The sequence below is a fragment of the Algoriphagus oliviformis genome (assembly GCF_017254915.1).
Taxonomy (GTDB): Bacteria; Bacteroidota; Bacteroidia; order Cytophagales; family Cyclobacteriaceae; genus Algoriphagus; species Algoriphagus oliviformis.
This window is the reverse complement of sequence record NZ_JAFKCT010000019.1, coordinates 15597-29139: the sequence shown is the minus strand read 5'-3', so window position 1 is coordinate 29139 and position 13543 is coordinate 15597. Positions and strand designations below refer to the sequence as shown.

The window sequence follows — 13543 nt, the reverse complement described above, 5'->3', positions numbered from 1 at the left end:
CGGTTATACATTGGAATTGAAACCAAGAATACCTGAACAACCAAAGAAGAAGAATCCATTGAAAACAGAAATTCTAACTCGATAATTGACAGAATAGTGACAACCATTTTCAGGCATAGTCAAAGTACCAAGTACTAAGTACCAAGTACAAAGTATCGAGTAGCTAGACATTAGATAAAAGAATTTATGATGTACGATTTGGGATTTGCGGGGTCAAAGTATTGTTGAGGCAGATGCTCAGGTTGGACGCTTGAGGTACTAAACCTTACAACCTTACAACTTTCCAACCTTGCCACTTTCCAACCTTGCCACTTTCCAACCTTACCACAATCTCCCCCAATTTTCCAATTTTAAAATTTTCCAATTTTTCAATTCAATAAAATGCTGAGAAACTACCTGAAAATAGCCTGGAGAAATATCCTGAGAAAAAAAGGCTTTGCGCTGATCAACATCGGTGGGCTGGCTATCGGCATGGCCGCGTCGGTTTTGATCTTGGTCTGGATACAGTTTGAGTTTTCGGTGGATTCGGAGTATGAAAAGTCCGACCGCCTCTACGCCGTGTGGCGCACGAATGTGAACCAAGGCGAGGTGATGAGCTGGGACTACACGCCCAGTCCCTATGCCGGCGCGCTGAAGGAGCAGTATCCGGAGGTAGAGGCCGTGACCCACGTGACCGAGTGGGATCCCATGGTGTTGTCCGTAGGGGACTTGAGTTTCTATGAGCAGACCTCCTTTGTGGATCCAGGCTTTTTTGAGATGTTCAGCTTTAGGGTGCTGGAGGGCAATGCCGTGGAGGCAATGAACTCCCCGGACTACATCGTCCTGACCGAGTCGGTGGCCAAAAAGCTGTTTGGAGACGAGCCCGCGCTGGGAAAGTCGGTGAGGGTAGAGTCTGAGTTGGACTTCGAGGTGAAGGCCGTCATCGAAGACCTGCCAGAGACGACCAACTTTCGCTTCACCGCATTTTTGCCCTACAAAAAGCTGGATGCCATGGGCTGGGCGGGGGACTATTGGGGCAACAACAACTGCCGCACCTTCGCCATGCTGGCACCCGGGGTGGATGTGGAGGCTTTCAATGAAAAGTTTGCCGACTTTTCCCTGAGAAACGCCGATATCAAAAACACCAGCGACTTTCTTTTTCTTATGTCCGACCTGCACCTCAGGGGCAAGTTTGAAAACGGGAAATCCGTGGGGGGAAGGATAGACCTGATCCGCATGTTTGGCCTGGTGGGCATCGTGATCCTGCTGATCGCCTGCGTCAACTTCGTCAATCTCAGTACCGCCCAGAGCGAGAAGAGGGCCAAGGAGGTGGGCATCAGAAAAGTCTCCGGAGCGGATCGGGGAATGCTGATCGGCCAGTTTCTCGCCGAGTCAGTTCTCATTTCTTTGGCTGCTTACGGGCTGGCCCTGCTGCTGATCTCGGCGCTTTTTCCGGCTTTCAATGCGCTCATCGGCAGGGAGCTGGCTTTGCCTTTTGACCAAGTCTATTTTTGGATTTTTTCCCTGGGCTATGTACTGCTGACGGGGGTGTTGGCGGGTTTGTATCCGGCTTTTCTGCTGAGTGCTTTTCGGCCGGCCCTGGTGCTCAAGTCGCAGATGGGCACTGCCAAAACCTGGTTTAAGCCCCGGGAGGTGCTGGTCGTTTTCCAGTTTGCCATCGTGGCGATTTTGGTCGCCAGCACCTGGATCATCCGGCAGCAGATGGACTTTGTGCAAAAGAGAGACATCGGCCTGCAGCCGGAAAACCTCATTTTCCATCCCATGACCGCATCGCTGAAGAAGAACTTTGCATCCCTGCGCGCCGAGGTGGAGGCGCTGCCCGGCGTGACCTCCATTTCCAGCACTTTTTCCCCCTTCACCGAGGAGTACAGCGATACGAATGTGATCGAGTGGCAAGGCAAAGACGAGGCCTTCAAGCCCAAGGTAAACCGGATGGGCGCGGATGCCCATGTGGTGAAGACCGTCGGGCTGGAGCTCATCGCCGGGAGGGATATCGACGTCTATACCTATCCGGCCGATAGCTCCGCCGTGCTGCTCAACGAGACCGCGCGGGATTTTATGGGCTTTGCCGATCCCATCGGGGAGCTGGTGAAGGATGACGAGCGGGAATACCGCGTCGTGGGCGTGGTGAAGGATTTCCTCATCAGTTCGCCTTTTGCCAAGCCCGAGGGCATGATGATTTTCGGGCCCAAGATCCAGCAAAACTTCATACACATCCGCCTGTCGGGAGGGGATTTGTCCGGGACGATGGCAAAGCTGGAGGGCCTGTTTGGCAAGTTCAATCCGGGATCGCCTTTCGAGTATCAGTTTGTGGACGAGGTGCATGCGCGCAAGTTTGCCGACCAGCAGCAGACCGGGAGGCTGACGGCAGTGTTTTCGGTTTTGGCAGTGCTGATTTCCTGCCTGGGGCTGTTTGGATTGGCAGCGTACATCGCGGAGCAGCGAAGCAAGGAGATTTCCGTCAGGAAGGTTTTGGGCGCTTCCGTACAGGGCTTGGTGTTGCTGATTTCCGGCGAATTTACCAGGCTGGTGCTGGTGGCCATGCTGATCGCGGCACCGATCACCTGGTATGCGATGGGACAATGGCTGGCCGGGTTTGACTACCGAATCAGCATAGGCTGGGAGGTTTTTGTGGGCACCGCGATGATTGCGCTGCTGATCGCCTTCCTCACGGTAAGCTCCCAGGCGATCAAGGCAGCCCTGGTCAATCCCGCCAAAACGCTGAAGAGCGAGTAGGAGCCTTCCAAGAAGCATTTTTATTTTTTTTAAACCACCCAGCTAGGCAAAACTTAAAAGCCGAGCCGGGTGGTTTTGTCCTATCTAGCTCCTCAATTGTTTGATAGTCAGTGTGGAGTGTTGTGTTTTCCGAGCTTGCTAGGTGACTGATGTTTCTTTTTGTAAGGATTAAAAAAATAAGGAAAAGACATGTGTTGCTGTTAAAAAATGATCAATCCTCTAGCCATTCATCAATAATTTTATCGATTTGTTGATAAAATGGTAATCATGCTGAATATCCTTTTTATCTTGCACTTGGGTCCAAAGGGTGTAGATACACAAAATACACCGCTGGCATCGGTACCCATTCTTCACTATGAGTAAAAGGTGGTTTTTGTTTCTTGGCTTGTACCTGGCCTGTCTCAGTGGGATTGCCTTTGGGCTCGATCTCGGTGTGACGGCGGCGCCTGTCGGCAGCAAGGCTTCCTCGGAAGTATTGAAGATTGCAGAGGTAGGGATCGGGGACTACCTGCCCGACGAGGCGAGAATATCCCGAGGCATCACTTCCGCTTTTCCCCGGCAGCGATTCGACGAGTCCTTTGCGGTCTCGGAGACGGCTGGTTTGGAGTTTTTGGCCTGCAAGCTTATCCGATCCTATTCCGAACTCCATCTGGAGGATTATGCCATCCAGCTAATGGGAAAAACGATTCAAGTCAACGCCCCCTGAGCGGGACCGTCTTTTTGCGCGCGAATCTGACAATAGACCCAATTGTCGCTCTTTAACATCTATTTTATCTAACCATGATACTTGAAAAACTTAAGAGGTTTTCCAGCTGGAAAACCCGTGGAAATGCTTTTTTCCACCCTATCGCTGTCATTATCCTGGCCATGGGAGCGTCAAGTGCCTGCTCCGAGGCCAAAAAAAGAGACAAAGCCTCCGAGGCGATCAACGTGCCCGTGCTGGAGCTGCAGCCCCAGTCGGTAGAAGTACCGCAAACCTACATTGCCGATATCCAAGCCGTCCAGTTTGTCGAGGTGAGGTCCAAAGTCTCGGGCTTTGTGGACCGCATTTTCGTCGATGAAGGCGAATACGTGAAAAAGGGCCAAAACCTGTTTCAGCTTTCCTCCGCCGAATACAGCGAGCTGGTGAACTCCGCGCGCGCCAACCTCATGCGGGCCAAGGCTGAACTCACTGCCGCCAAGGTGGAAATGGAGCGACTCCAGATCCTGGTGGACAAAAAGATCATCTCCGCCTCCGAGCTGGAGCTGGCCAAGTCCAAGAAGGCCGTGGCGGACTCCCGTATAGCAGAGGCCGAGTCCATGCTGAGTGCCGCGCAGACGGGCCTGTCCTATACGACGGTGAAGGCGCCGTTTGACGGTATCGTGGACCGCATCCCGCACAAGCTGGGTAGCCTGGTGACCGAGAATGACCTCCTTACCTCCATCACGGATATCTCCTCCGTATTTGCCTACTACAAGGTCAACGAGAGTGAATACCTGAACTTCATGCGTACCAAGATCGAGGGCGGCAGCGAGGACTCGCTCAACGAGCAGCTCACCCTCATCCTGTCTGACGGGCAGGAATATCCCGAAAAAGGCAAGCTGGAGACCACCGAAGGCGACATCGAGTCCGGTACCGGATCCATCGGTTTCCGCGTGAGGTTTCCCAATCCGGACAACCTCATCAAGCACGGAGCCTCCGGCAGGATAGAGATGCTGTCCAAGCTGGACAACGTCTTTTTGATCCCCCAAAAGTCCACGTTTGAGATACAGGACTTCACCTATGTCTATGTGGTGGATCGGGAAAACAAGGTAAAGGTGCGCAGCTTCAAGCCGCTGCAGCGATACGATACCTTCTACATCGCGGACGGATTTGAGCCCGGAGACAGGATCGTGCTCGAAGGCATCCAGCTCGTCAAAGACGGTAGTCTCGTCGTCCCCGAGGCGGTGGCCGCCACCTCCGTGTACGATGACCTGCTCACCCTGAGATAGTCCCACTCCAAAATCACCCAATTTATGTTCGAGTTATTTATCCGGAGACCGATCCTCTCCACGGTCATCTCTGTGTTCATTACTTTGCTGGGGATCTTGGCTTTGACCTCTTTGCCGATCACCCAGTTTCCCGATATCGTCCCCCCGTCCGTCACCGTGACGGCCAGATATACCGGGGCCAATGCGGAAGTTCTCTCCAAGGCTGTAGCCACCCCGCTGGAGCGCGCCATCAATGGTGTGCCCGGCATGGACTACATGTACTCCGTCAATACCAATGACGGTATGACGCTGATCACCATCGTGTTTAGGGTGGGTACGGATCCCGACCAGGCCGCCGTCAACGTGCAAAACCGGGTGGCGACGGTCGTCGATGAATTGCCCGAGGAGGTCATCCGGGCAGGTGTCCAGACCGAAAAGGAGGTCAACAGCATGCTGCTGTACCTCAACCTGACCACGGCGGATTCTGCCCAGGACGAAAAGTTCGTCTACAACTTTGCCGACATCAACATCCTGCCCGAGCTCAAGCGGATCGACGGGGTGGGGCGCGCCGAGATCATGGGTGCAAAAGACTATGCCATGCGGGTGTGGCTCAAGCCAGACCGAATGGCGTCCTACGACATTTCGCCCCAAGACGTAGCCACCGCCATTCAGGCGCAAAACGTGGAGGCCGCTCCGGGCAAGTCCGGAATCTCCTCGGATCGCGACCCCCAGGCGCTGCAATACGTGCTGAAGTACACGGGCAAGTTTAATGAAGAGACGGAGTACGAAAACATCACCCTCAAGGCCCTGCCCGACGGCTCCCTGCTGAAGCTGAAGGATGTGGCCGACATTGAATTTGACGCGCTGGAGTACAGCATGGTGTCCATGACGGACGGCAGGCCCTCTGCCTCGATTATGATCAAGCAGCGGCCGGGCTCCAATGCCAAGGACGTGATCTCCAACATCAAAGCCAAGATGGCCGAGCTGCAGGAGACGTCCTTTCCCCCAGGTATGAGCTACAACGTCTCCTATGACGTCAGTCGCTTTTTGGACGCATCCATCTCGGAAGTGCTAAAGACCCTGATCGAGGCATTCATCCTCGTGTTTATCGTCGTGTTTATCTTTTTGCAGGACTTCAGATCTACGCTGATCCCGGCTATCGCCGTGCCGGTTTCCCTGGTTGGAACGCTCTTTTTCATGCAGCTCTTCGGTTTCTCGATCAACTTGCTGACGCTTTTCGCCTTGGTATTGGCCATCGGGACCGTGGTGGACAACGCCATCGTGGTGGTGGAAGCGGTCCATGTGAAGATGCACGACTTGAATCTCAATGCCTTTGACGCCACCATAGCGGCGATGAAGGAGATCGGCGGAGCCATTGTCGCCATTACTCTGGTGATGTCGGCCGTGTTTGTGCCGGTGAGCTTCCTTTCCGGTCCGGTCGGGATATTCTACAGGCAGTTTTCACTGACGTTGGCGATAGCCATTGTGATCTCGGGGATCAACGCGCTCACCCTTTCACCGGCTCTTTGCGCCATGATGCTGAAGCCCATGCATCACGGTCATGGAGAAAAGCAGGGCCTGATGCAGCGCTTTTTCAACGGATTCAATGCGCGCTATGACCAGCTGGCCGGAAGCTACGCCGGTGTGCTGAAAAACATCGCCGGAAGAAAGACCGTCACCTATGCCGCCTTGGGGCTGTTTTTTGTCCTGACTTACGGGATGATTTCCATCGTGCCGGGCGGGTTTATCCCCAATGAAGACCAGGGCATGGTCTATGTCAACGTCACCACTCCTCCTGGAGCAACCGTGGACCGAACCTCCGAGATCATGGACCAGGTGCAGGCTGCCCTGCTTCCGCTGGACGAGGTGGAGACCGTCTCCACCCTGGCGGGATATTCCCTGCTCACCGAGACCGCCGGTGCCTCCTACGGCATGGGCATGGTCAACCTGAAGGCTTGGGATGAGCGGGAAAAAGACGTGAACGCAATCATCGAAGACTACGCCGAGAGGACCTCGCACATCAAGGGGGCAGATATCCAGTTTTTTGCCCCGCCTCCGGTTCCCGGTTTTGGAAATGCCTCCGGCTTTGAGCTGAGGCTACAGGACCGCTCGGGGGGCGACTTGGACAATATGGCCCGGGTCAACGAGGAGTTTATTGCGGCTTTGAATGCACGTCCGGAGATCCAGGGCGCGTTCACCAACTTTGACCCGACCTTCCCGCAGTTTTTGCTCAGTGTGGACCATGACAAAGCTGCCAAGCTGGGCATCTCCGTGGACGACGCAATGCAGACGCTGCAGAGCTTCATCGGGAGCTACTATGCGTCCAACTTCATCCGCTATGGGCAGATGTACAAGGTGATGATCCAGGCTTCGCCGGAATACCGCACCGCCCCCGAGTCGCTTTTGGATATGTATGCCAAAAACAAGGAGGGGGAGATGGTACCTTATTCCAACTTTGTCTCCCTGGAGCGGGTGTATGGACCGGAGCAGCTGACGAGGTACAACATGTTTACATCGGCCATGGTCTCCGGGGATGCCGCTACGGGCTATTCTTCGGGGGATGCCATCCTGGCCGTGGAGGAAGTCGCACAGCAGAGCCTCCCAAGAGGCTTCGACATAGACTGGTCGGGGATCACCCGGGAGCAGATCGCCTCTGGAAACCAAGCTGTGTACATCTTCCTGATCTGTCTAGTCTTCGTTTACCTGCTTTTGGCTGCGCAATACGAAAGCTACTGGCTGCCTTTCCCGGTACTGCTGTCGCTTCCGGCGGGGATTTTCGGTTCGTACTTTTTCCTACAGCTGGTAGGACTGCAAAATGACATCTACGCCCAGGTTTCGCTGGTGATGCTGATCGGGCTTTTGGGCAAAAACGCCATCCTGATCATCGAGATCGCGATCCAAAACCGTGAAAAGGGGCTGTCTGTCCTCCAGTCCGCCATCAATGGCGGGGTGGAGCGTCTCCGTCCCATCCTGATGACTTCTTTTGCCTTCATCTGCGGACTGATCCCCCTGACCATTGCCAGCGGCGCGGGTGCCATTGGCAACCGGACCATTGGTACGGCCGCGGCAGGAGGGATGCTCATCGGCACGCTCATCGGCGTGTTTTTAATCCCGGGTCTGTACGTGGTGTTTGGGACGATAGACGCCAAGTCCAAAGAAAAGAAAGCCAAGGCGATGCAAGCTCCATCCCTAAACCAGCAAGTAACCGTATGAGAAAAATAAGTTTATCCATAGCCCTGGGGATGGCCCTTGTCTCCAGTTGCAAAATATCCGAAGTACCCCAGCCCGAATCCAAGCTCCAGCTTCCCGAACTCTACGAGGGCGCGGGCTCAGACACTACGCTGTCTCTGGCCCAGAGCTCTTGGCAGTCCTACTTTCAGGATCCCAAGCTCAAATCCCTGATTTCGGATGCTTTGGCAAACAACCAAGACAACCTCATGACCCTGGAGCGGATCAACGCCGCCAAGGCCGGGATGTTGCAGGCCAAGGCGGGACTGTTTCCCAGTATAGGAGGTGTGGCTGGAGCTTCGCAAAGGAAATACGGCGAGTACACCATGGATGGCGTGGGAAACTACGATACCAACTTTTCCACCAACATCAGTCCCGACCAGCACATTCCCGATCCCTACAAGGACTTCGTGATCGGGGCTAACTTCGAATGGGAGCTGGACGTGTGGGGCAAAATCCGGAGCAAAAGAAAGGCTGCGGTCTCCCGCTACCTTGCCTCCGAAGAGATGGCCAAAAACGTCCGGACTTGGCTCGTGGCCGAGGTGGCGAGCCACTACTACGCCCTGCTGGCCATAGACGCGGAGGTCAATATCCTCACGGAAAGCATCCGCCTGCAGGAGCTGGGCTTAAACCTCATCACCGAGCTGAAGGACGGCGGACGGGCCAACCAGCTCGCCGTGGACCAATTCGAGGCTTTGATTCTCAATACCAGGTCAAAGCTGCAGGCGCGATATCGCGAGGAAAAGACGACCGAATACAACCTTGCCCGCCTCGTCGGCACGCTGGATATCCCCGAGGAGCGCATCGAGCTGGACAGCGCCGTGGAGCGCCCCCGGGTGCTGGAGATCGGCCTTCCGTCCCAGCTGCTCCGCTTGCGGCCGGACATCCGCGAGGCGGAGATGGCGCTGCACGCGAGCAAGTTTGATGTGGCGGCGGCCAAAGCGGCCTTTTATCCTTCCTTTAAGCTGTTTGGCATGGCTGGGTTCAATGCGTTTGACTTCAGCAAGCTCTTCCTGAGCCCGGGCTCCTCGGTGTATCAGTTTGGGATGGGCCTGACCGCGCCCATCTTCAATCGGCGGGAGATCAAGACACAGTTTGAAGTGGCCAAGGCCGACCAGCGCATTGCCCTGCTTGAGTACGAGAAGCGGACGCTCAATGCCTATCTGGAGGTTTTGGATCTCGTAAACCAGATCGATACCTACGAAAACCAGCTCAAGCTCAAGCAGTATGAGGTATCGGTGCAGCAGCGCTCCATCGACAATTCCAACACCCTCTTTTCCGTAGGCTATGCCAACTACCTGGAGGTCATCAACGCACAGGGGCGGGCCTTGGAGTCTGCCATCGAACTCGCTGACCTGAAGGCTTCCCGACTTCAAGCCCATGTGAAGCTCTACCGCGCGCTTGGCGGTGGCTGGGACTGAGCATAGTTTCAACCACAGTCCACAGACGACAGTCTAGGGATTGTGGAAATGCTAGCCTAAGATGGTTTTCTTCGGCTACATGTGTAATGGAGGATAGTCATATTCCCAAACATGATTATCCGCAATCTTACCAGTAAGCGAATTTGCTTCTTCAATCGGGTAGGAAGACCCCGACACGTCGGGCAGGCGATGACCGAAGACCGAAGTAGGGCAAAGCCCGAATTTTAGCGATCTTTCGAATTGTCACTGCTGCCTACTGGCATAAAAGCGGATAATCATGTTCCCAAATAAGAAATCCCGGCGATTCACAGAATCGCTGGGATTTTTTGTGCTTGGTCGGCTGGCGTATTTCGAGTCTGCTTTCTGGGGATCTAGTTGTTCAGATCTAGCCTTTTGGATGGCGATGGTTGCCAAAAAAATCCCCGTTTCGATGGATTTTTTTGATTCTTTTTCCTCTCTGGGTAGGGGTGAATCCAGCTTGGGTTGTCAGGAAGGTATAGCCTGCTTTTGGCCAGTAGGAGACTGGCGGGAGCATCACCGAAAACCCAAACCAACATGAACAAGTACGGCGAACTGAGGAAGATCTCCCAAGTCTTTAGAAACTATGGTATTGTGCTTACTGGAGGAAGGAAGTACGACCACTTTGTGCGGGATCTGAGAATGGACAGGATTTTTGTGTCCGGGTTGATCTTTGAACTGGAGTATGAACTCCAAAGAGAAATCGATGAGGAAAAGCTCGAGGAAATCCACGCCCCTGCTCAGGTGATTGCGCTGTTGATCGCTTAGGTTTTTAGTGGAGTAGGTCTGCCAATCGCCGTCCTGTATAGGCTATGCGGATGTCTCTGGGCCAGCTTTCATGGCATTGGCGCTCAGTGCTTATCTTACGCACAGCGCGGCGTCGAGATAGATCAGCTCTCTCGGGGCGTTGTTGTCTATCCTCAGCGCTACATCCACTCGCTTTTCGGGATTAATCTCCGAGCCTTTCAGCGGCATTTCTGCCCGTTTCCATGCTTCTTGGAATTGGCGGTCGATCTCTGCCGCTTCCTCGTACGCTTTCCAGCTTAGGAAATGATGGTTTGATCAGGACTGGAGATTGAGTGCCGGGTTCAAAGCCATCAAACAGGTTTATTCCCGCTTAGTAATAGAAACCTTTGAGGTTACTAAAATCATTGAATAGTAAATGGATTGCCCACTTTCGGACGAAACTGTCCGAAAGATCTTCTGCAAATTCAAGGAAATGCTATAAATCAGGGATGCTTGAGGCGTTTTGGGATGGCATGGAAAATGGGTTTTCCTTTTGGGGAAAAGTGATCGGGCGGTGTCCAAGGCCGGAAGTTGAAGTGAGGAAGAGTTATCAATGGGACTTCGATATACGCTACTCCGTAGCTCCAGTGCTCAGTCTGACAGGATTGTGGAGTTTGGACTTTGATTCTGCCCAGTCTGACTGACCTTTCTGTTTTAGTCCCCTCGAAACCTGTTGCTTTACCGATCCTGAATATTACAATCTTCCAATTTTCCAATCTTTCAACTCCTCCAAAATGTGGAAAAACTACCTGAAAACCGCCCTTCGTAACCTGAGGAAAAACAAGCTTTTCTCGGCATTGAACATTCTGGGGCTGTCGATTGGGATGGCCGTGTGCATCCTGATTTTGCTCTTTGTGAATTACGAGCGGGACTTTGATGCGATCCACACCAAGAATATTTACCGACTCAATGAAGTCCAGAAGTGGGAGGGCATGGTCGCCCCCCAAAACGTGGCCTTGTCCATGTTTCCCATGGGGCCGACCCTGAAGGAGGAGTTTCCCGAAATCCTGAACTATGTGAGGGTCAGACCAAGCGGAGAGATGAAGTTTCGCATCAACGAATCCACTTTTACCCTATCAGAGTCGATTTGGGCGGATTCTTCTTTCTTCGAGATTTTTGATTTTAAATTGCTGGAAGGAGACCCTGCCACCGCCCTTGCCAAGCCAAGAAGCCTGGTGCTGACCGAGTCTGGCGCCGCACAGCTCTTTGGAACTGAGTCTGCGATGGGAAAAGTACTCGAGGTAGCGGAGGAGGACAGCGCCTACTTTACGGTGACGGGTATTTTGGCCGATATCCCGGCCAACTCCCACATCAACTTTGAGGGGATCGCGTCCTTCAGCACCTTCGTGAGCGAGAGAAACATGGAAAACTGGGGAGGCAATTGGCTGACAACCTACCTGGAGCTGGTCGACGGCACCGATATTGAGGCGTTGGAAGCCAAATTTCCGGCTTACCTATTAGGCCACATGCCTGAGGAAAGGGCAAAAGGCTACGAGCTTTTTTTGCAATCCCTGGACCAGGTGCATGCGGGGTCCACGAACATCACCCACGACTATCTCAACTACCAGAAGTTTGATGGGGCCTATACCCGGATCTTTTTCTACATCGCCCTGATCGTGCTGTGTATCGCAGGGATCAATTTTGTGAACCTCTCCTCGGCCAAGTCCATCAGCCGGGCGATGGAGATCGGAGTGCGCAAGGCCTCGGGCGCATCCAAAAGCCAGCTTAATTTCCAGTTTATCGGCGAGTCAATCCTCATCAGCGTCATCGCCATGGTGCTTGCTGTGCTGATCGTTTTTCTGACGCTTCCTTTTCTCAATGAATTCAGCCAGCGAAAACTGGAGTTCCCTTTGCTGACCGATCCTGTTTTTCTGGGTTCTATCGTTTTGGGCGCTGTCGGAGTCGGCGTGGTGTCGGGAATTTACCCCGCGGTCTATTTGTCCAGCTTTCAGCCCGTGAAGGTACTGAAAGGTTCCGCCGAGTCCGGTAGGAGGAAGTCCGGTTTTCGCAATGTACTGGTGGTGGTGCAGTTTAGCTGCGCGATATTTCTGATCATTTCCACTTTTTTTGCGACGCGCCAGGTGAAGTTTATGCAGGAAAGGGACTTGGGCTTTTCCCATGAGCAGGTGGTCACGATTCCTATCGGCCGATACTCTGATCGATATGGAGTACTCAAGGATAAGATGCTCGCCAACACCTTGGTCCAAAACGTAACCGCATCGGGCCAGCGCTTGGGAAACAACCTGCACCAAACCTCCGTCACCTACCACGGAGACGGCCCCGCCAGAAACCTCGCCACCTCCCAGGTGGTCGTGGACGACGATTTTCTCGATGTCTACCAAATCGAAGTGATCGAGGGACGGAATTTTGAAGATACAGAAGCCGACTATGGTCGAGCCTATATCGTCAACGAGTCGCTTGCCCATGAGCTTCTCAACGAGGAAGGCGGAGAAAAACCGTTGGCCTCCTTGATCGGCCGCCAGTTTGGATTTAGCGGGATGGATTCAGCTGCCCGGATTGTGGGGGTTGTCCGGGATTTCAACTTCAATTCCCTGCACCACAAGATCGAGACCCTGACGCTTTTCAATCAAAAGGACTGGGGCTACGACGAAATCTCCGTGAAAATAAGCGGTGAGCGCGTGTCTGAAGCCATTGCCCATTTGGAATCGGTTTGGAATGAGGTCGTGCCAGAGCGGGAGTTTGAATATGAGTTTTTGGATGACCACTTCACCGAGTTGTACCGAGCCGATCGCACGGTGAGCGCTATCGTGGGCATGCTGACAGGACTTTCTATCCTGGTTTCCTGCCTGGGGCTTTTCGGTTTGGCGACCTTCACGACAGAGCAGCGGGTCAAGGAAATCGGTATACGAAAAGTGCTCGGGGCATCGGTAGGCGGCGTCGTGGCGATTCTTTCCAGGGATTTTGTCAAGCTTGTGCTGGTGGCGATCCTCATCGCCGTGCCGGTTTCCTGGTATGTAGTGGACAGTTGGATTCAGGATTTTGCCTATCGCATCGACATCGACTGGTGGGTGTTTGTGCTTTCCGGCTTGATCGCGGTGCTGGTAGCCTTGGCTACAGTCAGCTCGCAAGCCATCAAGGCAGCACTGATGAATCCGGTGAAAAGCCTAAAGAGCGAGTAGGGAGCCGGGAGTATGGGGTTGGAAAGTGGTAAAGTCAGCTCGGTACTGGCCAGGTGCTCGCAGGTCGTAAATCAGAAATGACCGGTGTATTGGATTGCAAAATTTAAAAATTGGAAAATTCCGAGGTCTTGTCAGGCTGAGCACTGGAGCTACGGAGTAGCGTATATCGAAGCCCTTATACCTTATGTCGGATTTCTTAGAGTATAAAATTCCGATGTCCAATAGTTGGAAAGTGGTAAAGTGGCAAGGTGGTAAAGTCAGCTC

Annotated in this window: 7 protein-coding genes; all 7 read left to right on the top strand. The window is 53.5% G+C overall.

Annotated elements, in window-relative coordinates; translation table 11 throughout:
• The first annotated feature begins 381 nt into the window (after nucleotides 1-381).
• Entirely contained in the window at nucleotides 382-2736 is a 2355-nt protein-coding gene (locus J0A68_RS22285; RefSeq protein ID WP_206580474.1) for an ABC transporter permease, read from the top strand.
• A gap of 355 nt (nucleotides 2737-3091) precedes the next feature.
• On the top strand, nucleotides 3092-3442 hold the full coding sequence (locus J0A68_RS22280; RefSeq protein ID WP_206580473.1) for a hypothetical protein: 351 nt from the start codon (nucleotides 3092-3094) through the stop codon (nucleotides 3440-3442).
• A gap of 74 nt (nucleotides 3443-3516) precedes the next feature.
• Nucleotides 3517-4707: an efflux RND transporter periplasmic adaptor subunit gene (locus J0A68_RS22275; protein WP_317195147.1), complete on the top strand. Its 1191-nt coding sequence runs from the start codon at nucleotides 3517-3519 to the stop codon at nucleotides 4705-4707.
• Nucleotides 4708-4731: 24 nt separating this feature from the next.
• The gene (locus tag J0A68_RS22270) at nucleotides 4732-7899 is read left to right on the top strand and encodes an efflux RND transporter permease subunit (protein WP_206580472.1); all 3168 of its coding nucleotides are present in this window, start codon (nucleotides 4732-4734) and stop codon (nucleotides 7897-7899) included.
• Nucleotides 7896-9335 (top strand): TolC family protein, encoded by a 1440-nt coding sequence (locus J0A68_RS22265; RefSeq protein WP_206580471.1) that lies wholly within the window; start codon nucleotides 7896-7898, stop codon nucleotides 9333-9335. Before J0A68_RS22270 ends, J0A68_RS22265 begins: the two co-directional genes overlap by 4 nt.
• 555 nt (nucleotides 9336-9890) lie before the next feature.
• A complete protein-coding gene (locus J0A68_RS22260) occupies nucleotides 9891-10121 on the top strand; it encodes an acyl carrier protein (protein ID WP_206580470.1) in 231 nt (76 codons plus the stop codon).
• Nucleotides 10122-10873: 752 nt separating this feature from the next.
• Nucleotides 10874-13279, top strand: coding sequence for an ABC transporter permease (locus J0A68_RS22255; protein WP_206580469.1), 2406 nt, complete (start codon nucleotides 10874-10876; stop codon nucleotides 13277-13279).
• Nucleotides 13280-13543 lie beyond the last annotated feature (264 nt).